Raw genomic sequence first — 24,348 nt, forward strand, 5'->3', positions numbered from 1 at the left:
GTTCTCACAGGTTGTTCATGTCTCTATCTGTTCGGTAAAAGCAGGCCGTCTATGAACTCCCTGCATCGACTGATTCACAAAACGAACCACACTGCGATTGCGGTGTGGTTCGTTTTTTTCATTGTCCCAGGATGGCAGATCACCGCTGCGGAACCTGATCCACCTTTGACCTTCGACCAGAAACTTCGCGTCCCCTTTCGCCACGTTTCTCCGCAATCTCCCAAACGCCATATCCATTTGACGATGGGATCGGGAGTCGGAGCGCTCGATTACGACCTTGACGGATTCGTCGACCTCTATTTCGGTCAAGGGGGCGGCTGGACGGGAACGCTCGATCCAGAGTCTGGACTCGGTGACGTCTTATGCCGGAACATCACAGGCGAATTTCTGGACGTAACGAAGTCCGCCATGATTTTCGCTCCCGGATACGCGATGGGTATCTCAGTCGGCGACTGCAACAACGACGGATTTCCAGACGTTTACGTCAGCAACGTCGGACGGGACCGGTTGTATTCGAACAACGGCGACGGAACCTTCACCGAACAGTCTGAAGCAGCCAACCTCAAGAACTCCAGATACGGAGCAAGCTGCGCCTGGACCGACTTCCAATCCGATGGAGTCCCCGACTTATTCGTCGTGAACTACGTTCAAATCTCACCCGAGAACTACAAAACGTGTACCGACCAGTCTCCGGAAGGCAAGAACCTTCCCATCGCTTGTCCTCCCTGGACTTACACACCCGAACCGGACTGTGCGTATGTCGGAAGAGGCGATGGCACATTCGTGGAAGCATCGAAGGAACTCGGATTCCAGACAGGCCCCAGTCAGCCCGGCCTCGGAATCATTACCGCCGATATCGATCGAGATGGAGACCTCGACCTGTATATCGCGAACGACTCGACCCCCAACCAGCTCTGGATCAACAATGGAGGAGAGTTCAATGAACAGGGTTTATTGTCAGGGACGGCGTTGAATCGAGTCGGAGAACGTGAAGCTGGGATGGGAGTCACCTGTGACGACGCCGATAACAACGGACTCCTCGACCTGTTCGTCACCAACTACTTTGCCGAGACGAATACCTTCTATCGAAACGAAGGTTTCGGATTCTTCCTCGATGTCACTCCGGAAGTCGGTCTGGCCAGCGCGAGTTATTCTTTCCTCGGTTTCGGAACCAGCTTCGTCGACTTTGACAATGACGGAGAACTGGACTTGTTCGTCACAAATGGGCACATCCACGACCAATTGAATATCCTCAAACGGGACGTTCCCTATCAGCAGCAGTCTCAGGTTTTCCGAGGGAGAAGTGGAAAGTTTGAGGACGTGACCGCAACAGCCGGAGCGCCCCTGCAAAAGTTCGGACTCGGCCGCGGAACAGCGATCGCAGATTTCGACCGCGACGGAAGGCCCGATATCGCTGTCAATCATCTTGACCAGTCTGCACTATTGCTTCGAAACACAACTGAACAGGCGGGGCATCCTCTTCGACTTCTGCTGATCGGAACGCGTTCTTCCCGTCTTCCTGTTGGGGCAATCGTTACTGTCGAAACACCGCGACAAAAACTCACTCGAACACTTTCAGTGAACGAAAGTTACCTCTCGAGTCGGCACCGAGAGATGGTTTTCGGAATCCTGCCGACCCCGGACACTGACGACACCGAAGAACTCTCTCCAGTGAAAGCGGATCGAATCACTGTCCACTGGCCATCAGGGAAATCGGAATTGTGGCAAAACCTCACCACGGACGAACTTCATGTCCTTGTGGAGGGGACCGGGACTCCGATTCTTTCAGAAAACGCCTTTCCAGAATAAGGCCGTTCCTCAAGAATTGTGTCGACTGAGCTACTGAAGGCTCAATCTTGATCGTCGACTCCAGAAGACACTCTGATGCCGGAAACACACGAACCTGCAGACCACCAATCTCCTCCTGCCTCTCGCCGCTCACCCTGGATCAGTCGAATTCTGCTCCTTGGAATTCTTGGCGCGATCGGCTTTGGAATTTGGAATTCGCAGCAGCAAACGGCGATTCAACAATGTCAGGCTGCCCTCGCCGCCGGTGATGTCGACCAGGCTCGATCGATCCTTACCAAACACCTCACGACGCATCCGGAGGACCAGGAAGCACGAATGCTACTGGCCTTAAGCTACCGCGAAAGCGATCCTCTGGAAGCGATCGAAATCTGGTCTCAAGTCCCCGAGAATGCCGATGAGTACCTGATCGCGCAGCGATTCATCGCCGAAGCTGGGTTCAAGGCTTTCAATTCTGTCGCTGCCGAAGAAGCTCTCGAGACGATCCTCGAACAAGACCCACAGGATTTCGCATCACAACTCACTTTGGCAGAGTTGTACTTCCGAGACCGGGCCTTTCAGCTCGCTCTTCCGGAAGTCCGAAAAGTGATCAGCCTCGATCCGGATCGAGTGAAGTCGTATCACCTGCTGGCAGAAACGCTCGCTGGCCTGAATCGCGAATCAGAAATGGTCGCCCCGCTTCAACGAGCACTTGAGCTTGACCCAGACAACTACATGACACGATCAAGCCTGGCATACGCTTTGAAGATGTCAGGAGAACTCGACGAAGCAGAAGAACACGCTCGATGGTGCCTCGAGGAGACGCCCACCGATGTTGAAGTTCGAGCGATTCTCGCTCAAGTGCTTCGACAGTCCAATCGACTCGACGAGGCGAAGAGCGAAGTCGAACAGATCCTTCAGGCTTCTCCCAATCACTTCGACGCCAATCTTCTCAAAGGCGAGCTTCTTCTCTTCGAACGAAAACCGAAAGAAGCGTACGAAGTTCTCAATCCGCTGTATCTCCACTACCCCAACGACCGAAGGCTCATCGCTCCGCTTCTCAAAGCTGCCGCAATGAGTGGACGGACTCAGGAAGCCGCACGTTTGCAAGAAGCCCTGCTCAGAGCCATTCCCGAAAAGGAATAGCGATTCTCAAGTGCATCGGAGCTTCGCGCATCAGGCAAGCGGTTCGTCGTCCGGATCAAGTGTCGATCTGATTGACCTACGGATTCACATGATGCGGAACGTTCCCGGTTCCGCGCGGCTCATCAGGATCTCGCACGCGAATCCAGTGGTCGTGAAACTCAATCCCTCGAGTCAAATCCATTGCGGGCATGTGACATTCGATGCAGTTGGTCTTCGGCGAGACCGGGCAGATCGTCTGTTCATGTTCTTGATGACAGCTCAAACATGTCTCAATCTGCTGAGCCTTTGTGCGTGATGAGACCGGAGCGTGCGGATCATGGCAGGATGTGCAGGAAAGCGTTCGGCCGGATTCAAGAAAACAGGCACTCTTCAACAGCCCGACCGGTTGAAACCGAACCAGAGAATTCGGATAAGCTTCCAGCCGTTCCGGGGCAATGTCGTCCGGAAGTCGATGACATTCTCCACACATTCGAATCTCTTCATCGGCAGTCCACCCGCTTCGAATGCTGGAAAGCGTGAGGGCCTCATTGCCATCCTCGGCAGCCCGCACATGCGCTTCTCCCGGACCATGGCACCGCTCACAAAAAATTCCGCTGGTTAACTGAGTCAACTGATTCCCCTCAATCGTCGCGGTTGTCGTGTGGCATGCGATACAACGCTGCACATCTTCCGGAGGAATTGTTCGTCCCCACAGATTGACATCGAGAACCGGGTCGAGATCGTCCTGTCCCGGAGTCGCATCGAGTGCATCGTCTGAGCTGTATCGAGTCATTCGATGTTCGATTCCAATCGTTTCCCCTTCCTTATTCTTGAGCAAGGTCAGGAACGTCAATGCGTGCCCACCCGATCCGACCGCGAAGTCGAGCGGAAACGCCCGCTCCGGGAATCTGGCTGGGAGTGCAACGAGCAAACCTTCATCATCGCAACTGTATTCATAAGTCCCGTATGGCTGCCGTTCCTCAACTGTTCGGCCACACATCAGATCAAGAATTTGTGGTTCGCCCGTCCTGGCGAAAGTTCGCGCATGCGGTGAATTCGTCTCGATCTCGTGAATCCCCTCGTGGCACTCACGGCACTTCTCATGACCGACGAATCCTTTCGAATCCAGAATGACGACCACATCTTCCTCACGATCTTCATCGTCGGAAACGGGGACAGGAACTTCCTCAGGAGCCTTCTGACCACAAGAAGCCAGGAAGGCCCCACAAGTCGCCCCCAGGAAGATCATTGTCGCCAATCGAATTTGATCGAAGCGAGAAGTATGTTTTTGCGACTGATGTGAGTTCATGGACGGTCTTGAAGAGTTGAAAGCAAGATAACAATCAAAGGGATAGTGTACTTTGCTGCTGCCAGAAATCACCAGTGGTGATCATCACTCTCTGCCAAGTCCTTCAAGAGACTTCAATTCTGCCACAAGCATCTTCGACGTGCTCACAGCTTCCACCATCTTTCCCCATCAGCAGAAAACATAGGCTGCCGCGTTTTTGGCCTCTCAACGATTCGGCCGTTCAACTTTCGACATCGAAACATAAACATCAGCCCCTCGGCGGTCTCACCCATCTGTTGTGATGGAATCGCCTGAAGCGGAAACTCCTCCGAGGAAACAGGTTCCAAACGCTGCGACGTTTCCAAGTTGGTTCAGAGAAGCAGCGGTCTGATTGCCTTCATGTGCCTCAGTTGCGGCAATGCTGTGAGCAACTCCGATCGCCCCTCCGATGGGGTCAACGAGTGTCAATCCCACGGCAGCCATCATTCTGACCGCATCGGCAGTTTCTGTGCTCGCTCCGCATTGACGAGCTGCAAACCCTACAAGTCGTGACGCATACCATCCAACCATTTTCTTTCCCCACGCTGTTGAACAAGGTTCTCGAACGATCACCGTCTTCCACTCGAATCAAACATTTCCATCAGCCAAGATTGTCGACTACGAAAGGTTCGAAACATCATCAGCAGCCCCGGCAATGTCTCCCACGAGAAACTTGATCGCTGCCATTCCCACCAGACAGAACGGATACAGCTGCGCGATCTTGCCTTTCGTCGTCGTCACAGTTGCGGGCCGTCCACACCGGGTGCAGAAATACCTCTTCATCGTCCAGGTCCCTTCGTAGGAAATTTCCTCAAGAGGTGCGCCCTGACACTTTGGATTCACACATCTCATTCCATCAGACATTGCTTCACCTCAACCTCTCTAAAGATCGACAACTAACAATCATCGGGCGGTTTAATCCGCATTCAAACTGAAGCACGAACCGCTAACATCAACGGCCCCTGCCCAGTATATTCCAATCATCGAATTAATTAACAAACCTGAACGAAATCAATAACAAACCTCGTGTGACTCGAAAAGCAGCAACGCGACTTCTCGAGCCACACGTTTCACGATCTAATTCGAAACACTGCGAGGGCTACTTCATTTCGCAGCCAAACAAGCACTCTTGGCACGCTTTAGTCGCTGTCACCGCCGCCTGCGTCATCGCATCCGCTGTCTCCACTTGGAGAGTCATAGCTTCCGGCTTCAATGCCTGCCTGCATCCCATTGTAGAACTCTGAACCGCAGTCGTAGTCCAGGTCATCGGAAGCTGGATACGGGTCGCCATGAAATCCCGCGAGCCACTGATCTTCGCAGGCGTTTGCCTCTTTCGCATCGACAAAGTACGTATCAAATGCAGTTGTTAGAAAGTCCCAACTCATATCATTCTCCTAATTATTGGTTCGCTAACTTTCACGACTTAACTAAGACACTCGAACGAAGTTGCAAAGTGGTTCTGAATCGTATGGCGAGCGCGACAGTACAATTGCCTCGCATTCTCTTTTGATAGATTTAACACCTCAGCGATGTCCTGGTAGTCCATCCCATCCAGTCGAAGCAAAATGACTTCTCGCCCGGGAGATTCGAGGCTTTGAATCAACTTATGAACTTCCTCACACATCGCCTGAACTTCAGAAGTTGCGAGGTCACGAAATCGTGGGTCCCGGCGCTCGTCTTCAACCGTTCCAATATCAATCGCTGCATTTGAAATCCTTCTGCGACGACGCAGAACTTTCCGCTGCTTCTTCTTCAAGACTCCAAAGAACCACGGAGCGACCTGTTTTCTGGGAAGTGATTCAATCTTTTCGAACAGGACAAGGAACGCATCGTGAATGATCTCACCAGCGACACTCTCGTAGTGACTTCCAAGTCGCGATTTCAAATACGTGCGAGCGGGTCCTGCGAGGCTCTTATACGCGTCTTGAAACCACTTTTCTCGATCTGCTTGACTGTTCATGATCGAATTCCGATGTGGGACAACCGTCTGTTCTTCCCTCTACTATTCCAGGAGGAGACGATCTGTGACAAGGTTTTGCACAATTATCCGCAAATCCAGTTACACGTTTCCAATTGCCACTTGTTTTCACACAAGTGATACTCAATAATCATAGTGATTGACCAGATGGCCATCTATTTTTTTGTTCAGAATTGGGATAATTTTCATGAAAACGAATAAGCCTCAAGTTCGCAGTGCTTCAAAGAAGCCGCCCAATTCATCGACCAGTTCATCGAAACGGCAGAAGCCAGGAAGGCAGTCCAGTTCCGTAGGGGAAGTGCGACAAGAACTCTTTCACCGGTTGGTCGCGGAGCCAGAATTCCTCGCATCGCCACTGTCAGAGAAAGCTGTTTTCGAAGAGATACAACGGAGACAAGAGAATTTCAGAGGGTCCCTCTCATCGACCCGCGAGGCACTCATTGAACTCATTGCCCATGGATTGCTGATTCGGAGCGAGAAAGGCATCTCACGAGACATCCTCAGCCCTCGCGACTTGACAGAGTTCTTCGGGATCCGAATTCAGATCGAACTCTTCTCAATCGAAAGCGCATTGGCGGACGAGCGTCTCCGTCCTACGGTGACGATGAAGCTGATGAAGATTGTCAGCGAGCAACGGGAACTCCTCGAATCTCGGGAGATCGTTGATCGAATTCGATGGTTTGAGAAGTCGGTTGAGTTTCATGCGTCCATCGCTGTCGAAACGGACAATCGACGTCGCGGAGAACTTCTCAAAAAGCTGATGTGGCAGACCCGCATCGGTGCGAAATTTGACCTCGAAAGCGAAGAAGAACAGAGACACGCAACAGAAGAGCACGACGCCTTTTGCTCCATCATTGGTGGATTTGAACCGTTCGACCGCCAGGAGTTCATCAACCACTTTCGTGACCCATTCGAACGTGCTCTCGATCAAATTGACGCGGAGCAGAGAATGCGTGAACTCTGGTGGCAACACGTGCTTCGAATTTCCGGCTTAGACACAAGTCCCGGGAAAAGCTGAAAGTGCATGCTGAGTCTATGTTGAGAATTCCTTTCGAACCGGAGCGTTTTTCTCCTGGACCTTCCCGATTCCGCAGTGCGGTCCAAGAAGACTCAGAGCTACAATCCCTCGAGAACTGATCTCTGAGCCGATGACACTAAGAGCGGTCAATAGGCATCACCGCTATCACAACTTATTGAAAGACGAAGTCGTGAAGTTGCCTATAAACGCAGAAAATCGATCGATTCCATCGGCAACTCAATCACGACAGAATCTCCCAGAGAATCCCAACGGAGATTCCCGGAAACCGTCAGGCTGTTTTCTTCAATGAACAAGATTCGAGACATCCTCCGAGAAGCGACCGGTCGCATTGGCGATCATCGATTGGCGGAAGCTGTGAATGGTGTCTACGAATCGAGTTCCAGCCGCGAGACCATCCTGCTTACAAAAGACTTTTGGGACCGACTCACGACGAATACCTGGCCGCAAGAGACTCTGCGATTCTTCGCTTCGGGTTGGCATGATCTTCACCAGTCAGCGTTCTTCGTGGCTGGCCTTCAGGTTCGGCTCCAACGAGATGCGGCAAGTTGGAGCCCGGAACATCTCCCCGATTTGATACACGCCTCTTCCGAACTGGCAGAGATCATTTCAGAAGATACTGGTGTCGATGGCACTCCTCATGATGAGCTTTATCGGAACTTCGCGAGAAGCCTGACCGGGGATGATCTTTGGAGCCTTGACCGGTACACAGTCCCCGCGTGCAAAACGTTTCGAATTTACGTCCGAGAATCTCGCCTTTCCGCCCCCATCTCGAATGCGATTCTGGCCGTCGCTGCTTCCGAGCAATGGAACACCGCGGAATATTCACTCTGCTCGCAGTTGATGAAAAACTGGCAGCCCAGTGAAGCGGTCCATCATTGCCGTCTTGACTTAGAGTATGTCGATGTTCACGCTGGGGAGACAGAACTGGGACACTTGCTTCACGCTCTGAACGCCTGGAGATTCTTTCTGAAAACGGATCCGACCGCAGATCAGATTTCGGACGTCAGCACGATCTTTCAACACCACATCGATCAAGTGAAACTCGCCTATCTTGGACTACATCACGTCCTCGACAACACAAAATTCCACTAAAACCATTCCGGTGTGTCTGCTGCTGACTGACGTCCGGCTCAAGCAATCTACAGCCCAGTTGCCACCTGATCCGATGAGAACCGCTCGCGAAATACGATTCAAAAATGCGAGACGCCACGGGCCGGGAAAGCGAACGAATCCGGCATTCTGAATGAAATCAAGACGGCACTGAAAGACGATGCGCTTCGCCACAACGTCAAAAAGCGACAGGAGATAGTTCATCCTGCCGCTCTGCGTCTCGAAAGAAGCCAAAGCGGAGAGGGGGGGATTCGAACCCCCGGTGAGTTTCCCCACGCCGGTTTTCAAGACCGGTGCATTCGGCCACTCTGCCACCTCTCCGAGGCGGGCACGATATCGGGTTTTACAGAGTCCGTCAATCAGTTTCCAGAGATTTGAGCAGGCTCGCGTCGACTTGTTCCAATGACGAAGTGTGAGGGCAGTTGCCCTTCCCTGTCAAATTGGTTTGCGAAGCCGGAGACAGCAGATCGAATCCGCGAATCTGTGAAAGGACTGAATTGTGATGGCGACCGTTTTTGCTCGGGAGAATGACCGGTCGATTTAATCCGATGCGACCGGACGGGGATCACTTTTCGGTGAATTCAACTTGAGGTCATCAGGCTGGAAATCAGCAACGGACAGCCCTTGCTCAGCGGTAATCAAGAGTGCTGTTTCCCGGAGTCGTGTTCTTGCAGCATCGAGGGACGTTTCGGGGGGAACAACTTTCTGAACCGACAATTGCCATACAGCGAGTGTTGATTGATACAGCGACTCATTCAGCGGTGATCGATTCGGCTGATCGCGCAATGTGTCGAGAAATGGTTTGAGTTTCCTGTCGGCTCTTACTGAAAATTTTGACCATGCGCGGCTGGGATTCTCTTCTTTTCGAATTTCTTCAATCTCAGCGATGTGTTGAGTGAGAACATGATACTGACGCGAGGCTTGCGTTCCAACGAATCCATTCAGCAGATTGCTTGACGCTGCCAGTGCGACCACTCCCAAGAGTGCCACGGCGACGCAGATGGGAACGGCGAAGCGTTTGTTGCGTTTCAACCATGCGTTCGGAGATTCTTCAACAACACGCTGAATCGCTTCTTGTGTCGTGTCTTCAATCGGAACGATCAGGTTGACTTTCATTTTCTCAAGGACGAGTCGCATGTCGGCAGATGGTTCCGCAATGAGAGCCTGCCCGGATTCGTTGACCATTTTGCCAAGCGAAACCATGGCACTGATCAGTTCTGTTCCGAAGTATCTTGCCCCACTCAAATCGAAGATGAGATTGAGAAACTGGCCCGACGACATTAGCGATTTGATCCTGTGAAGTTCGCTGTGAAACGTTCTCGGCTCAAACCCGACGACGCTTCCCGTCGGTTTCACGATGAGCGTATTCCCACGCACACTACAGCCCAGAATGCTGTGATCCCGCACATCTTCGATCGTCACTTCAGTCTTCATCACAATTCCAATCCGCCACGTTGTCGACCGATTTCTTCGATCTGAACTAACCGCTCTCTCCAACGGTCTGCTTCTGAAATTCGCCGCGAAAGTGAGTAGAAACTCTCTCCTTCGGTGATCGCATGCGCGCTTCAGAGAAACCCATCCATTGGATGTGATAGGTTAGTGGCAATTTATGAATACTGGATGAAGGTGGAATTCCGAATTGCCTGGCACGAATCCGGGTGCTGAGCCGAGTGGATGTTTTCTGGGTCGTTGTGCCCTCGCGTTGACTCGATGTTGTGCTTTGAGACATTGATCATAATGGCGGCGTTCACCAGAAAGTTTCTCCGCCGGGAGTCACTGGTCAGAACTCACAGTATTTCTCACAGAGTAATTCGAGACGAGACTGTGCCCGCTCGGGAGTGTCGTCAAATCAATCACATGTACTCTTGCGTCAATCTTGCGACGACGAAATACTGTCCCCACGATCGCCTTCTGATCCGGGATGTCATCGAACCTTTGATTGTCGACATTGTTCAATTGCTCAATCGGTGTTTCGGCAATCAGAGTTTCGCTCCAGTGCGAAGGCATACTAAGATCACGAGGGGAGCTGAGTGATACCCCCAATTTTGTGAGCCTTCCGACAGAATCGACTCATCGTGCACGAAACGGATCTCCTTATTTCGCTCACCCTGGTCGTCGTATTCGGGACCGGCGCTCAGTGGCTGTCCTGGAAACTTCGGTTGCCATCGATTCTGCTGTTGCTTGCGAGTGGGTTTATCGCTGGCCCGGTTCTGAACGTGGTGGACCCGGACAAACTCCTCGGAGATTTGCTGTTTCCCTTCGTCTCGATCAGCGTGGCTGTGATTCTTTTCGAAGGAAGCCTTTCGCTCAAACTCCCCGAGTTGAAGCAAATCGGGGCGGCTCTGGGATACATATTGAGTGTCGGCGTCTTCGTCACCTGGGGACTGATTGCCATCGGCGCCTATTATATTTTGGAGTTCTCGGTATTCGCTTCCATTCTGCTCGGAGCGATTCTCGTTGTGACAGGACCGACCGTCATTGGTCCTCTGCTCCGACAGATTCGTCCGATTGGACAGGTTGGGCCAATCGCTCGCTGGGAGGGAATCGTCATCGACCCGATCGGAGCTGTGCTCGCCGTTCTGGTTTTCGAAGCGTATGCTCCGTTGTTGTCTGAAGGGGTGAATCAAAGTTCCATCGTGGCCCTTCAAAACCTGTTGTCGACCATTCTGTATGGCGGAGGAATCGGGGCTGCCGCAGCAATTGTGCTTGCGTGGGTTTTGAAGAATCACGCTGTTCCGGATCATCTTGAGTCACTTGTGACTCTTCTGTTTGTCCTGACTGCCTTCACAGCATCCAATTTGTGTCAGGAAGAATCGGGACTCGTCGCTGTCACCCTCATGGGAGTGATGCTGGCCAATTCCGGGGTCACTTTAAAGCACATTCTCGAATTCAAGGAGAGCTTGAGCCTCTTGTTGATCTCGGGGTTGTTCATTCTGTTAGCCGCCCGAGTCGAACTTAGCTCGATCGTACAGCTTGGCTGGCGCGGACAGGCGTTTGTCGCGTTTGTGATTCTTGTCGTGCGACCGGTCGCGATCTTTATCTCGACGGCGTTCTCGCAGCTGAACTGGAAAGAAAGACTGTTTCTCTCGTGGATGGCTCCGCGAGGAATTGTCGCGGCAGCGGTTTCTTCCGTCTTCGCGTTCAAGCTTTCTGAGTATGGAACGGAAGGCGAGCAATTCGTTTCGGCGACCTTTATGGTGATTGTCGGGACCGTGGTCGTTTATGGTCTGACGGCGTTTCCACTCGCTCGCAAACTCGGCTTGGCGTCATCAAATCCGCAGGGTGTTCTTCTTCTGGGTGCGAATGAACTCGCCCGGGCGATCGGCGGAGCGATTCAGGAGGCTGGGATTGTCGTCTTGCTTGTTGACACCAATCGCTGGAATATCGCGACGGCGAGGATGGAAGGACTCCGAACGTCTTCCGTCAATATCCTCGACGAGAATGCCGCACACAGCCTCGACCTCGGAGGAATTGGTCGATTTCTCGCACTGACTCCGAACGATGAAGTCAATTCTCTCGGAGCGATGCATTTCGCTGAGCTTTTCGGTCGTGCGAATGTCTTTCAGCTCACCCCGTGGCGTCGAGCGGAAAAACAGGAGCGGTCGGTTTCTCATCTTCGTGCACGGTTTCTGTTTGGAGAAGATTACAGCTATCAAACGCTTGTCAACCGACTCGATTCAGGGGCGGTGATCAAGACGACCAAGCTCACGACTGAGTTCACATTCGATGACTTTCAGAATGCGTACGGCGGCGACGTGATTCCGCTCTTCACGATTCAAAACGGCAAGCTGGCGATCCTCGATTCCACATCCCCTGAACCCAAAGTGGGGCAGAAGCTCATCGCAATTGTCGATCCTCAGCCTGCGTCAACATCGCCAACTCCTCCGCCGACGGAAGAAGCCGATGCGTAAGTGACGAGAAGCCCCTCGACACCAAAGAACAGGCGACAGCCTTCGTCCGGACCTTCGTTGTGGCTTCTCTGAAATCGCCTGAATTCATTTGAATCAAAGACCACCGCGTTTGCTCGTACGAACAACTTTTCACAGAAAACGAAGAGACTTTCGACGGAGAGTCTTCCCGCGATCACCTTCGAACAATGGTCTGTCACACGTGAGGCCCTATTGATGCAGCTCATCTTGAACTCAACGAATTCGCCCAGTTCATCAGTTCGTCCCGGCTCATGCTGTTACTTTTTGCTTTCGATTGCCGTTCCTTTCATGGCGATGATCGCCCTGTTGAGTGTGCAGCCGAATGCGTTCGGAGCGGATGATGATTCACAGCCGATCGCATCTGTAAACCGTCATCCGGTCACCGCCAGCCAACTCCAGTTGCAGTTCTTTCAGCAGGCAGGAAGTTCACTTCCGGTTCAGCACGATCAGGCACAACTGATCGAGAAACTGATCGATCGGGAATTGATTCGCCAATTTCTTGAGAAGAAAAAGATCGAAGCCGATCCGCAGGTCCTCGCGCGACGCCTGGAGTTGCTTTCTTCCGCGTTGGAGAGCCGCGGCGAAAACCTAGACGATCAACTTGCGAAGCTTGCGATCACGATTGATGACCTCAGCGAGATGCTCGCATTTGAGATCGCCTGGAGAACATATGTGACGAAGAGTCTTGATGAGCGGCGGATTCGCGAATTCTGGGAAGCGAATCGACAATCGTTTGACGGAACTCGCGTCACAGCCTCGCAAATCTTTCTTAGCTTCCCGTCCGAAGCAACACCGGAAGACCGAAAACGCACCGCTGAACGGCTCACGGACATTCGAAAATCGATTCTTTCCGGGAAAGTGAATTTCGCCGAATCAGCACGCGAGCACTCAGACAGTCCCTCAAAGTCACAGGGTGGACGAATCGGAAGCTTCGAAAGATATGGCCAAGTCTCCGATGACATTGCGAAGGTCGCGTTTGAGACTTCTCCGGGGATGATCAGCGAACCGTTCACGACGGAACACGGGGCGCACATCGTCCTTGTCGAAGAAGTCACACCGGGAGACCTCAGCCTCGAAGATGCTCGCCCGGAGCTGATCAACAAGCTTGCTCAGCAAATGTGGAACGAACGAGTCGCGACGGAACGAAAGACTGCACGCATTCGTGTGTTCGCACCAAAGAAGTAAGCCACTCTCACTGTCACTCTTTGAATCGCTGACAAATCGAAGGTCAGACCGAAAGAATCATGTGATTGGGATATCGAAGGGCCCGCTGGTCGGTTGGTGCTGTGTTTACTCAGACTTGATCAATCGAGTCACTTCCCCTTCGCCTGAGGGGAGGACGAAGATCTCTCGCGCGTGAGGGTCAGCGACAAGAAACCCTTCTCGAAAGCGACAAATTCCGACCGGCTTCTGAAGCGGTGCACCGGAGCGAATCAGTTCGGGAGGAGTATCGCCGGAAAGATCCGCTTTCCAAATGCCACCTGCGTAATTGTCGGCGATGAAGATCTCGTTCTCCGCGATCACACAATGATGAGGCATTTCGAACGGTCGGCCCGAAATGATGACCGACACTGTTTGATCATCCGCAATTTTGCGAACCGGATCTTCGAGCGTCGTGACACACACCAACTCCCCTTCTGAAGAGTGCGCCAATCCTCTGACGCCGGCAATCACAGCGAGTTCCTGAACTTCTCCTCCCGTTTTCGGAAGGCTCCAGATTCGCTGTGTTTCGAGATCTGAGACGATCAGGCGATCTCCATCGATCAGAAGATCGGAAGCAATTCCGATGTGCCCGTCAGATAAAGGCAGCGGTTTTCGATCCTCTCCGATGGCATATACTTCTCGTGTTGAGGAATCGCCAACATAAACCGTTCCGTCGCTATCGACTGTCACGCAGCGCACGGCATTCAGTGGAGTGCGAAACGTTTTCGAAGCTTTGACAAAGACCTCCAACTTTCCGTCGACGACCTTCCAGATCCCCGGAAGTTTGCGGTCCGCAATATAGACTTCTTCGTTCGGCCCCACTGCAACATCGAGAGGATAAACCAATTGATCGTTCGCGCAGCTTGTCGCCGAAAAAGTGAGAACAATCATCAAGGCGAGTGTGACGGAGACCTCTTGAAGCATAGCCAGATCACTTTAAGAAAGATGACAATGAAACGAATTGAGAGGTGAATGTTACCCAGACAGAATTCGTCTGAATCGACAGATTGAAGTTATGACTTGGCTTATCACGATAGCTCGATCGACTCACAGATTCAAATCGGCCGAGGTGGCAGTGGATCAGTTGGTCAATTGCAACGGAACGCTCCGCAACGTTTCTTTGGGCTGTTTGAGTTTCAATCTTCTTAGCGCCATCCTGAATCCGTCAGGGTCCATCCTCCGCGTCTGATACTGTTGAAGATAATCAGCGTCGTGCGGCAATGACAATTCGGGATCCGGCGGATAGCTGGGCATCCCGACAAATGGGAGAGGTTCTGAACTCTGCCCGTAAATGGTGTGCAAGTTGGCATCCTTGTCCCAACCGACGTTTCGAATGATGAAATCTCGCGTCCACCCTTCAGGAATTTCCTTTTCCGGGACGGCGAAACTCAACGTCATTTCATCTCCGCTCCCCATCACAACCATCTGCGCATCGGTACTCAAAAGGAGTTCCCGTACATCTCCGTATCTTGTGAACATCCCGCCCATGGACTGCCATGCCGGTGCTGTGTCGACATGTTCGTAGTCGAACTGCTCCGGTCCAAAGTGGTCTCCCGGCGTCATTCGAGAGACTCCGCGATAATGGAGATCAGCGCTGACGAGTTTCAGCGGAGTCGTTTCCGAGGGCAACTCGGCCGTCTCCGTCGTGAAGCAGATTTCGTCCCAATACAGTTCCATGCTCGTCGAAATCCGGAGCCGAAAGTCATCGGTCAGAAAGGGATTTCCGAGAGGAATCGCGATCGTTTTCGTCTTTCCACCCGGGAAACCGCAATAGTCGACGACTTGCACAAACTGGCCATCGGGACCGGGAACCGAAATCGATGGCGGCACCGGGCCGTCGAGTTGTCGATTCTCGAAAATCGCCCGATTCAGGCCGGTATCCGTCGGATACATCCAGCCCGTCAGGTACAGAGTCAAGTTTTGCGGAGGTTCTTCGAGTCCGAGATCCAGTTCAACGAAGCTTTCCTCCGTGAAGCCTTGCATTTTCTTCTTGTCGAATGGCTTCGCATAGAGTGCGTCACGATCTTTCAATTCCGGAAGCAAGTCTCGTTCGGAATGATTGCGAGCAGCGACCGGAGTCTTTTTGTCTGCAATGCCATAGATGCGATGTTCCGCCATCGACGGCGGACCCACTTTCTCATTGGTGACGATTTCGATGTCGGCAGGATGGTCAATCGCGATAAGTTCCACCTGATCGAAGTAAGCTGCTTCCCACAATTCTTCAGTCACCTGAAGCTGATACATCCCGTCGCGCGGCTTGAGTTGTTCGCCGGAAATCTTCAGATACTCCCAAGGCCGGTCCGGGACGATTTTCCCTTGCGCATTCGTTAATCCGATGGGAGCAGCCCAGAGCAGATCCGTCACGAACTCGAATTTCTCACCATTCCATACGTAGAGATAGGGGCAAGATCCCGTCAATGTCTGCCGTTCCCAGACGAGTTGATCAGTCGTTGGCTGAATGATGTTTTCCGGAATTCCGTTTGTCCAAACGACGCGCACGGCATCCGCCTGTTCGATTTCGTTCAGTCCAAATCTTCGTGGCCCCGGATCAAGGACGGGCAACAGTTGAACAAAAGCCCCCGCTCGAACTTCGATCGTACATCCGATTCCGAAGTGGTTGATTCTTTGACTCTGCCCATCCCCTTTGTTCAGCTGAGCGATGACGGCCACATCCAGCCAATGATTGCGGTTGCCTCCCACGTTCTCCAGCCAGACCACATCCTGGCCTCGAAGAGTGACAAGATCGTCATCTCCATCCCCTTCGAGGTCTCCGCTTCGAATGAGCTTCCCGAACTTCTCTTCACCAACGATCAGTTCATCGGACTCAATATAAGCTCCTCCTTCGCCCCCATGACGAAAACGCAACTTCCCAGATTCAACGGTCAGGACGTCACGGAGTCCATCGTTGTTGTAGTCCCATTCGATCAGCGACGGACTTCCGCGATGGGAGATCTCGTTCGTTCCAATGACTTGCAACTCTCCGGTCATGGGAATTCGAGTTTGGATCTCAGAGACACCATCTTCCCCGAGGCAGAGCAGTTCCCATGCTCCATTTCGATTGGCATCATTGATCGCCAGCGAGTGAGCCGGAGTAATCTCATCGAGAGATTCCAATTCCAGCCAGCGAAAATCTCCGTGTCGCAATCCTTCCAGAACTCCAACTGTTCCGTTCTCCAGAAGCACGACCATGTCCTGATCGATATCTCGATCGAAGTCGACAATCAGAACATCAACGACCCTTTCCTCTGGCATTTCTGTCGCGAGCGGCATTTTTAGGAACTCGAAGTTTCCATTGTTGTTCCAGTATTCCAGCTTTCCATCGACCACGAGAGCCAGGTCGAGATCTCCGTCCGCGTTCAGGTCGCCCGCACGAACACGACTCACGTTCGAAAGTTCGGCAAGTGAATTTTCCTGATCCACGAACTCGACGGAGATCGCTCCCCCGACTTCTTCGAGATCGGTACGGATGATTTTGATCCCATTTTTTCCGAAAAGCACAAGATCGAGATCGGCCGTATATTGCATGCTGCCTTCTGGCAAATCCCCGACCGATAGGCCATCGGCATCGTTGTCGAGATCTGCGATCAAGACATGCTCAAAGTCTCCTTCGATCGAAAGACTGACGACTTCCCCCCAAGACTGATTTTGATCGGGGTCGTTGACTTTTTTTCGCCAGACGGACAACTTCGAAGGTTGGAGAATGAGCAGTTCCAGCGACGTGTCCAAATCGGAGTCGACAAGTTGAATATCGTTGACGGGGCCTTCGATCCCGGAAATGAGTGGTCGCTCCTCGAAAGTGATGTCGAGATTCGTCGCTGCCTGATCGGCGAAGACAGCGACAATTTCCTCAAGCCCCTCACTGAAATCGACTTTGATAAACTCCAGCAGGTTGGATTCGATTCGACGTCGATCGCTTTGCACAGCATCTTCGGGCTTGGTGATGTTCGAAAAAGGAATCAGATTCGCGCGAACTTGATTCCAGTTCATCGCTTCCGCGCCCGCGATCGCAGCATCGAGGAACTTCATCACATCAGCACGAGTCTTCTCCTGAATCCTCTTCTGGAACAGCTCAAACAACGGGCGAGCAGCCTGCAATGTTTGACTGATCGCGGGATCTTGAGTTTCGAGCTGTACCGCCAGAACGGAGAGAAGGACGAAGAGATTTTCCGGAGCGAATTCATAGGCTTTCAAAATCGCTTCATTCGAGCGGCTTCGGATTTCTGCATCCGGAGCGACTCTGCCGACGGAGTAGATCTCGTACCAAATCGTCGGGTCTTCGGGAGACCGTTCGCTCGCTTCGTTGAGCAAATTGACTTTCTCTTTGATCCCTTTGACTGGATCGACGAGTCGGGCTTCCATGCGATAGCTGTACGGCGCGTCGGGTTCTTTTTCTCGGAGAGACAAGATTGCCTCAACGGCTGATTCGCGAGTGATGTTGTTTTCAACGTCTTCTTTGGTCTCTCGTTGTCCTCGTTCTTCGACTGCACCAGTTCGGGCAATCGCAAGATTTCTCCAGGGAAGAATTTCGTTGGGGAGCAGTTCCGCGAGTTCTGTGAAAACGCGATCGCTCTCCTGCCAGTCTTTGTTCTCCAGCAACGCGATTCCGACATACCGCGTTCCAAAGAAGTCTGTCGACACGACGATGTCATCACCGGAGGACTCGCTCACGTCGTCCGGCGGCAGGTCTTTCTGCTTCGGTTCCTGTTTCCTCATCAAAGCGGCAGCGACGAGAACAATCGCAATGACGATTCCAATCCAGACCCACAAACTCTTCATCTTTGATGTCTCTGTTTCAGTTTGAGATTGTTTCAGTGCGGCATTTTCACGGACCAATCATCTCATCGGAAATGAGGCGAGTCACCGTCGAAAGCAGGAACTTTTCTGCGAAAGCTTCGTTCATGACCGAAACGACTCCGATCTCACGCAACAACTCTTCCTGATGTTCGTCTTCGCGACGCAGAATGCAACAGACATTGGTGAGTCGCGCAATGTTAAACAGTTCTTGCATCAGCCCCTCCGAAATCTCGACGCGATTCAGGATCGCAAGTCGGGTTTCCTCGACTTGTGATTCCTGGAGAAAGTCAATTCGATGCGGCGTCCATTTCACCTGAATCGAACTGTCGTCGATGAACGATCTTTCGAGATGCGCTGTCAACAAGGATTGCGACTCATGAACGACGATCTTCCGGTCCATCATTCACGGCCTCCTGTTTCTGCATGGACGGCAGATAATCAGTGCGAATTTTTCCCTTTCGGTTCGCTTGCCAGTATTGGCCGGTCTCGACATTCAAGCAAGTGAGCCAACCTTCGGGAAACACCTTGGTGTCAATACACACCGCGAATCCGCGATCGTTGGGAACTCCGGATTTCTGGGCGGTGTGACCACACACAATCGTCTTGCCCGAACAGTGAGGCAACAACCTGTCGAAGCGTTCCCAATACAGGACGAAATCATCCTGCTGATCAACGGGAACATTCTCGATCAATCCACCATGCACAAAGATGTGCGTTTCCGTCTCCCAATAGGGCAACAATCCCGACTCAAGAAAGTCCTGGTGATCCCGAGGAATGACCTGAGCCAGCCTTTTCGACTTCGAAGAAGAACCACCACCTTTGAGATAGGAAGAGATCGTTTCTCTTCCGCCGGACAATTCCCAATGTTTTTGTGTCAACCTCCCAGTGATCGCAGCATGCATCATGGCATCATGATTTCCCCGAAGAGGAATGCAGCGACCGCTTTGAGTTCGATCGATGACCCAGTCCAGAACTTTCATTGAATCGGGTCCGCGATCGACAAAATCACCAAGCAGCACGATGCGTTCATCGTCGGGAATCGAAACTGCTTTCACCAGCGTTTTCAGGACGTCGTAACATCCGTGAACATCTCCGATTGCGAATCGAACAGGACGCACGTCAGTACTCTCCTTCGTCTGCAAATTTCTCCCTGAATCGAACTCAACAATTCAGAGACGCAAGGTTGCCAACTCCGTTTGTGTCAACGAATGCGAAAACGATCGGCGAAAGTCATCAGCGAATCGACTAATCGCCAATCAATTCTTGAATCTCAGCTTCTGTGAACGGTTGAGCGAGACGTGCTCCAAGTTGTCCCACGACGCGCGCCGCAGCATGCGAAGCCAGTCGTCCTGACTGCTTCCATGTCAGGCCGTTTGTGATTCCATAAAGAATGCCGGCAGCGTACATGTCACCGGCTCCTGTCGTATCGACCGGTGAGACTTCGACTCCTTCGATCGGAATGACAGCCCCTTCGTGCATCAAGACAGAACCGTCTCCCCCGAGCGTCAAAGCGACGTTTTCTGCATGATTGTGTAATTCATGCGCACAATCGACGGCGTCATGTTTTCCGGTCAGAGCGCGGGCTTCGTCGAGATTGCAGAAGACAAGGTCAACGGGTCCCTCAATCAACGAGAGGAATTCGTCTTTGTGGTACTGAATGAGAAACGGATCGCTGACAGTGAACGCAACTTTGACATCGTGCTTCTTGGCTAATTCAATCGCCTTGAGAGCAGCCGATCGTGTCGGTTCCTGTGTGAAGAGGTATCCTTCGACATAGACAAACTTGGACTGCCGGATCGCCGATTCCTGAATGTCTTCGGGAGTCAGGGTGATGGAAACACCGAGTGATGTCAGCATCGTCCGTTCTGCATCTGGAGTGATGAGAATGACGCATGTTCCGGACTGGCCCTCTGTGGTCGGGACTTCCACGGTGATGCCCTGTTTTCCCATGTCCTGCAGAAAGAATTGCCCAATCTCATCGGACGCCACTTTGCATGCGTAACTGGCAGTTCCTCCGAAGCCAACAATTCCCATGATCGTGTTGGCGGCAGAACCTCCCGCACACCGGGAAACATCGATTCCGGCAATCGCAGTGAGAACTTCCTGTTGCACTTCGTCGTCGACGAGGGTCATCACCCCTTTCTGAAAGTCGAGACGATTGAGTGTGGACTCATCAATCTTCGCTTGAACATCCACCAACGCATTTCCAACACCAAAAACGTCATAACTCACTGATGAACCTCGCTTGCAACTTCAAATCGTTGCTTGAAAATCAAAATGTCTCTCGCGCAAACAGCCGCTGTGCTTGATTGAGCGAATTTCGTTGACAAAAGAGAAGGAACGAGCAACCTGCTCGAATTCCCTGGAACTGGGCACATGGGCCAGCTTCGTAGAGGAGTGTAGCTCCCGAACCCTGAGAAAGAAATTTCCCCAAGTCCCCTTCTCCGACGTTCCGCAAATTCCCGGCAGATTGCCGATGCTACCGCGACTTATCGCTTTTCGACTTCCTTTTTAAGCTCGCTCAGGACTTCGGGAAGCGATCTTTCGAGAGAAGAAATGCATTGATGGCAGCGTTCCCAGTGTCCGCCAGCCGCTGCTTGTTCAAGGTCTAAAGCAATAGAATATGAAGGAGCCCCGATCGTTCTCAAACTCCCTTTCAACGTATGGGCAAACCGATTCACATCTTCAGAGTTTCGAGACTCGTAAGCTTGCTGAAGCTTGGTGAAGACTTGCGGCGACTCTTCCAGGAAGGCCTGCGCAACGTCCAGCGCCAGTTCTTCATCATCCATCGCAGTCGCCAAAAGCTGCGACCAGTCGATGGCAGCGATCGCAACCGAGCCCTCTTCCTGCGTTGGCTGGGCCGACTGACTGTTCGAGTTTTCCGAGGAAGATTGATCGTCGCTTGGCGTCATTTCTTGCATCTCAACGGGAATTTCAGGTTCTTCTGATTTTTGAGTGTCGGACAAATCGCTGGTCCATTCGTTGATGACTCGTTTCAGTTCCTGCGGGCGAATCGGTTTTGAGACATAATCGTCCATCCCGGAATCGAGGCAACGTTCCCGATCCCCTTTCATCGCATGGGCAGTCATCGCCACGATCGGAACCGACGGGATTTCGCCGAGAGTCTGAAGTCTTCGGATTTCTGCCGTGGCAGCCAGCCCATCCATCTCCGGCATTTGAACATCCATCAGGATGAGATCGAAGTCCGTTTTCCTCGCGGCGGCAATTGCGTCTCTTCCGTTGTTCGCCACAGTTACATTGTGACTCCACTTCGAAAGAAGACCGACGGCCAGTTTTTGATTGGCGGGGCTGTCTTCAGCGAGAAGAATCTTAAATGAAGCGGTCGGTTCGAGTGGCTCGTGATTCGTCGTCGATTCCATGGTCGCGACTGCTTCGGGACTATGAACGAGATCGACGATGGCATCGAAGAGATCCGACTGCTTAATCGGTTTCGTCAAGTAGCGGCCAATGCCCAATTCGTCACATCGCTTCAAATCTTCATTGCGATCGAGCGAGGTGAGCATCATCACAATTGTACTCGAAATCTGCGGATCAAGTTGAATGGTCTCCGCGAACATAAACCCGTCCACATCCGGCATGCTCGCATCTGTGATCACCAGCTCGAACGGTTTTTGACTCTCAAACGCGGTCCGCAGTTCTCGCAGTCCCGAATCTGCATCCGCGACGGTAAGGGGCGACATCCTCCAGTTGACGCACATCTCTTCGAGAATTTGCCGGTTGGTGGAGTTATCGTCCACGATCAGCACACGCAGCCCTTCCACAGCACACAGGTCCTCGACCATCTCCGTCGGAACATCATAGGCAACGGGCCGAAACGTAGCTGTGAAGTGAAATGTGCTGCCTATGCCGAGTTCGCTCTCGACCCAGATTTTCCCGCCCATAAGTTGTACGAGTCTCGAAGAGATGGTCAGCCCGAGACCCGTTCCTCCGAACTTTCGCGTCGTGGACATATCCGCTTGTTCGAATGCCTGAAACACACGTGCCTGAGTCTCTGCGTCCATCCCGATTCCGGTATCCGTCACCTGAAAATGGAGCACAATCTCTTCGTCGGTCTCCTCAACGAGATTGACATGCAAAACGACTTCGCCCTGCTCAGTAAACTTGATGGCATTTCCCAGAAGATTCACAATCACTTGCCGAAGCCTGAGTCCGTCGCCACGGATCAGATTGGGGATTTCGGGAACGATGTGGCAGGCCAATTCCAGCGATCGACTATGAGCTCGAATCGCAAGCGGTTTAATGGAATCACCGAGCCACTCGCGCAGATCGATGGGATAGCACTCCAGCTCAAACCGTCCTGATTCGATCTTCGAGAAGTCGAGGATATCATTGATAATTCCGAGTAAAGACTCCCCGGCATTTAAGACGGTCTCCAGATAATCTCTTTGCTGCCCGTTCAATTCTGTATCGAGCACGAGTTCTGTCATGCCGATCACTGCATTCATGGGAGTACGAATTTCATGGCTCATATTGGCCAGAAACTCGCTCTTCGCGCGGTTCGCCACTTCCGCCGCTTCCATCGCCGACTGCAATTCCATTTCGGCCAGTTTTCGCTGCGTGATATCCCGGGCAATTCCGACCAACCCGACAACTTCTTCCTCCGCGTTGATGAGAGGAACCTTCGTCGTCAACAGCCAACGACGTGTTCCGTCCGCCAGAAAGTTTTCTTCCTCGCGATTGATCAGCGGTTCCTGCGTTTGCATCACCGCCAGATCATCTTCCCGGAATGCTTCAGCAAGCTCGACCGGAGTGAAGTCGAAATCCGTTTTGCCGACAAGTTCCGATTCCGTTTCGAGACCGTACATTTTGACCAGAGCCTGATTCACCGTCACGAAGCAGCTGTTCGCATCTTTGATAAAGATGTAATCCGGCAGATTGTCGATGAGAGTTCTCAGCCGGTCACGTTCATGCTCAAGCTGTTCGGCGATCTGATGATGTTGGGTAATGTCGCGAGAAATTCCAAGTGTTCCAAAGACAGACCCGTCCGCTTTGCGAAGCGGCATTTTCGTCGCAGAAACCCACGAGACATGCCCGTCCGGCCAGACGAGCCTTTCCTCGTGATCGATCAGACCTTCACCTGTTTCAAGAATACTCTGCTCTGCCTGATAAGCGTCCTGAGCATGTTCCGGCTGAAAGAAATCGTTGTCGGTTTTCCCAATCGCTTCGTCGGGCGAACTCAAGCCTGATCGAAGGGCCTTCGCTCGATTGATTCTGAGGAATCGACCGTCGCGGTCCTTGAAATAAATGTCGTCGGGAATCACCGACATCAACTCCTCCATGAGAAGTTGTTCGTGCTCGTAAGCCTCTTGCGTCTTTTCGTGCCGCAGCACTTCTTCCCGGAGATCTTCAACGGCCGATTGCAGCTCGAGAGTTCGCGAGTGAATCCGCGCATCGAGCTCCAGATTGGCCTGCTTCATTCGATCTTCCCAGGTCTTGCGCTGATACCCGAGAATCGCAGTCGTCCAGATCGCAAAGAGAGTCAACAGCGTATTGATGACGCTCGCAACGTCATTTCCATCGGAGAACTGAGAAATCGTAAACCCGACGAGACACAGAACTGTCACCAGCCCCGCCATCTGCAGCACGAGATTTCTGTCCGTGGCCGAGAATGTCAGCACAAGAACCGCCACGTAGAGCAACCCGAACGCAATCCCAGGGGGAATGAGGTGCTCCACAATCGAAATGGCAATCGAGAGACCGATCGTCGAAACGATGATACTCTTTCGAGAGGAAAACAGCCTCTGCATGATCGAGCGACCTTCACGAATGGAAACGCGACGTGAACGAATTGTTCAGATTGTAGCAAGAAACGGCCACCCGCGCGGACTCTGAGACGGAAATCCCCCACTGTTTCGAAAGTCGATTTCTCCTGACGGTATTCCTGGAGAACCTTCGAACACTCAACTTGCGAAGGCCAGAGAACAGGTGACGAAATCGAATTGCCCCGAAGTGCTGGCGATCCGCTTTCAATTCGAGAATCTGAAAATTGAAGCGAACTTCTTTCAATCTCCCTTGTCACCCCTCATGTGGCATTGCA

Annotated in this window: 18 protein-coding genes and 1 tRNA gene; 6 read left to right on the forward strand and 13 right to left on the reverse strand. The window is 52.3% G+C overall.

Going from position 1 to position 24,348, the window contains the following annotated elements:
- Window positions 1–51: 51 nt before the first annotated feature.
- Entirely contained in the window at window positions 52–1,809 is a 1,758-nt protein-coding gene (locus KOR42_RS17145) for a CRTAC1 family protein (protein WP_146511073.1), read from the forward strand.
- Window positions 1,810–1,884: 75 nt separating this feature from the next.
- Window positions 1,885–2,931, forward strand: coding sequence for a tetratricopeptide repeat protein (locus tag KOR42_RS17150; protein WP_146511074.1), 1,047 nt, complete (start codon window positions 1,885–1,887; stop codon window positions 2,929–2,931).
- 76 nt (window positions 2,932–3,007) lie between these two features.
- Here KOR42_RS17150 and KOR42_RS17155 read toward each other — a convergent pair whose 3' ends face one another.
- The 5 genes from KOR42_RS17155 to KOR42_RS17175 all read right to left on the reverse strand — a co-directional run bounded on the left by KOR42_RS17155 (window position 3,008) and on the right by KOR42_RS17175 (window position 6,197).
- A complete protein-coding gene (locus KOR42_RS17155) occupies window positions 3,008–4,219 on the reverse strand; it encodes a cytochrome c3 family protein (protein WP_146511075.1) in 1,212 nt (403 codons plus the stop codon).
- Window positions 4,220–4,483: 264 nt separating this feature from the next.
- Window positions 4,484–4,768: a hypothetical protein gene (locus KOR42_RS17160; protein ID WP_146511076.1), complete on the reverse strand. Its 285-nt coding sequence runs from the start codon at window positions 4,766–4,768 to the stop codon at window positions 4,484–4,486.
- Between the two features lie 87 nt (window positions 4,769–4,855).
- Window positions 4,856–5,101, reverse strand: coding sequence for a hypothetical protein (locus KOR42_RS17165; protein ID WP_146511077.1), 246 nt, complete (start codon window positions 5,099–5,101; stop codon window positions 4,856–4,858).
- 275 nt (window positions 5,102–5,376) lie between these two features.
- Complete coding sequence (locus KOR42_RS17170) at window positions 5,377–5,622, reverse strand: hypothetical protein (protein ID WP_146511078.1); 246 nt, start codon at window positions 5,620–5,622, stop codon at window positions 5,377–5,379.
- 38 nt (window positions 5,623–5,660) lie between these two features.
- Complete coding sequence (locus tag KOR42_RS17175; protein WP_146511079.1) at window positions 5,661–6,197, reverse strand: RNA polymerase sigma factor; 537 nt, start codon at window positions 6,195–6,197, stop codon at window positions 5,661–5,663.
- Window positions 6,198–6,402: 205 nt separating this feature from the next.
- Here KOR42_RS17175 and KOR42_RS17180 point away from each other — a divergent pair, with 205 nt between their 5' ends.
- Window positions 6,403–7,233, forward strand: coding sequence for a GntR family transcriptional regulator (locus KOR42_RS17180; protein ID WP_146511080.1), 831 nt, complete (start codon window positions 6,403–6,405; stop codon window positions 7,231–7,233).
- Window positions 7,234–7,539: 306 nt separating this feature from the next.
- Complete coding sequence (locus tag KOR42_RS17185) at window positions 7,540–8,346, forward strand: hypothetical protein (protein WP_146511081.1); 807 nt, start codon at window positions 7,540–7,542, stop codon at window positions 8,344–8,346.
- A gap of 254 nt (window positions 8,347–8,600) precedes the next feature.
- Here KOR42_RS17185 and KOR42_RS17190 read toward each other — a convergent pair.
- Window positions 8,601–8,685: transfer RNA gene (locus KOR42_RS17190), tRNA-Ser, on the reverse strand.
- 219 nt (window positions 8,686–8,904) lie between these two features.
- The gene (locus KOR42_RS17195; RefSeq protein WP_146511082.1) at window positions 8,905–9,798 is read right to left on the reverse strand and encodes an STAS domain-containing protein; all 894 of its coding nucleotides are present in this window, start codon (window positions 9,796–9,798) and stop codon (window positions 8,905–8,907) included.
- A gap of 641 nt (window positions 9,799–10,439) precedes the next feature.
- On the opposite strand from KOR42_RS17195, the gene KOR42_RS17200 reads away from it, so the two are divergent.
- Window positions 10,440–12,275, forward strand: coding sequence for a cation:proton antiporter (locus KOR42_RS17200; RefSeq protein WP_146511083.1), 1,836 nt, complete (start codon window positions 10,440–10,442; stop codon window positions 12,273–12,275).
- A 213-nt stretch (window positions 12,276–12,488) separates the two neighbouring features.
- The gene (locus tag KOR42_RS17205) at window positions 12,489–13,478 is read left to right on the forward strand and encodes a peptidylprolyl isomerase (protein ID WP_146511084.1); all 990 of its coding nucleotides are present in this window, start codon (window positions 12,489–12,491) and stop codon (window positions 13,476–13,478) included.
- 105 nt (window positions 13,479–13,583) lie between these two features.
- Here the strand turns inward: KOR42_RS17205 and KOR42_RS17210 are convergent, their stop codons facing one another.
- From KOR42_RS17210 to KOR42_RS17235, 6 genes are all read right to left on the reverse strand, one after another.
- Window positions 13,584–14,420, reverse strand: a complete 837-nt coding sequence (locus tag KOR42_RS17210) for an NHL repeat-containing protein (RefSeq protein ID WP_146511085.1) — start codon at window positions 14,418–14,420, stop codon at window positions 13,584–13,586.
- A gap of 156 nt (window positions 14,421–14,576) precedes the next feature.
- On the reverse strand, window positions 14,577–18,272 hold the full coding sequence (locus tag KOR42_RS17215) for an FG-GAP repeat domain-containing protein (protein ID WP_146511086.1): 3,696 nt from the start codon (window positions 18,270–18,272) through the stop codon (window positions 14,577–14,579).
- A gap of 46 nt (window positions 18,273–18,318) precedes the next feature.
- A complete protein-coding gene (locus tag KOR42_RS17220) occupies window positions 18,319–18,693 on the reverse strand; it encodes a hypothetical protein (protein WP_146511087.1) in 375 nt (124 codons plus the stop codon).
- Window positions 18,665–19,408 carry a metallophosphoesterase family protein gene (locus KOR42_RS17225; protein WP_197441292.1) on the reverse strand — a complete coding sequence of 248 codons (744 nt, stop codon included), beginning with the start codon at window positions 19,406–19,408 and terminating at the stop codon, window positions 18,665–18,667. The genes KOR42_RS17220 and KOR42_RS17225 overlap by 29 nt, the downstream gene beginning before the upstream one ends.
- A gap of 127 nt (window positions 19,409–19,535) precedes the next feature.
- Window positions 19,536–20,522, reverse strand: a complete 987-nt coding sequence (locus KOR42_RS17230) for an adenosine kinase (protein WP_146511089.1) — start codon at window positions 20,520–20,522, stop codon at window positions 19,536–19,538.
- 257 nt (window positions 20,523–20,779) lie between these two features.
- Window positions 20,780–24,058, reverse strand: coding sequence for a PAS domain-containing hybrid sensor histidine kinase/response regulator (locus KOR42_RS17235; protein WP_146511090.1), 3,279 nt, complete (start codon window positions 24,056–24,058; stop codon window positions 20,780–20,782).
- Between the last annotated feature and the right edge of the window lie 290 nt (window positions 24,059–24,348).

The sequence above is a fragment of the Thalassoglobus neptunius genome, assembly GCF_007859735.1.
GTDB classification, from domain to species: Bacteria; Planctomycetota; Planctomycetia; order Planctomycetales; family Planctomycetaceae; genus Thalassoglobus; species Thalassoglobus neptunius.

Coding starts and splice junctions, on each gene's coding strand:
- KOR42_RS17145 (WP_146511073.1), top strand. CDS start 52: ATGAACTCCCTGCATCGACTGATTCACAAAACGAACCACACTGCGATT.
- KOR42_RS17150 (WP_146511074.1), top strand. CDS start 1,885: ATGCCGGAAACACACGAACCTGCAGACCACCAATCTCCTCCTGCCTCT.
- KOR42_RS17155 (WP_146511075.1), bottom strand. CDS start 4,219: ATGAACTCACATCAGTCGCAAAAACATACTTCTCGCTTCGATCAAATT.
- KOR42_RS17160 (WP_146511076.1), bottom strand. CDS start 4,768: ATGGTTGGATGGTATGCGTCACGACTTGTAGGGTTTGCAGCTCGTCAA.
- KOR42_RS17165 (WP_146511077.1), bottom strand. CDS start 5,101: ATGTCTGATGGAATGAGATGTGTGAATCCAAAGTGTCAGGGCGCACCT.
- KOR42_RS17170 (WP_146511078.1), bottom strand. CDS start 5,622: ATGAGTTGGGACTTTCTAACAACTGCATTTGATACGTACTTTGTCGAT.
- KOR42_RS17175 (WP_146511079.1), bottom strand. CDS start 6,197: ATGAACAGTCAAGCAGATCGAGAAAAGTGGTTTCAAGACGCGTATAAG.
- KOR42_RS17180 (WP_146511080.1), top strand. CDS start 6,403: ATGAAAACGAATAAGCCTCAAGTTCGCAGTGCTTCAAAGAAGCCGCCC.
- KOR42_RS17185 (WP_146511081.1), top strand. CDS start 7,540: ATGAACAAGATTCGAGACATCCTCCGAGAAGCGACCGGTCGCATTGGC.
- KOR42_RS17195 (WP_146511082.1), bottom strand. CDS start 9,798: ATGAAGACTGAAGTGACGATCGAAGATGTGCGGGATCACAGCATTCTG.
- KOR42_RS17205 (WP_146511084.1), top strand. CDS start 12,489: ATGCAGCTCATCTTGAACTCAACGAATTCGCCCAGTTCATCAGTTCGT.
- KOR42_RS17210 (WP_146511085.1), bottom strand. CDS start 14,420: ATGCTTCAAGAGGTCTCCGTCACACTCGCCTTGATGATTGTTCTCACT.
- KOR42_RS17215 (WP_146511086.1), bottom strand. CDS start 18,272: ATGAAGAGTTTGTGGGTCTGGATTGGAATCGTCATTGCGATTGTTCTC.
- KOR42_RS17220 (WP_146511087.1), bottom strand. CDS start 18,693: ATGATGGACCGGAAGATCGTCGTTCATGAGTCGCAATCCTTGTTGACA.
- KOR42_RS17235 (WP_146511090.1), bottom strand. CDS start 24,058: ATGCAGAGGCTGTTTTCCTCTCGAAAGAGTATCATCGTTTCGACGATC.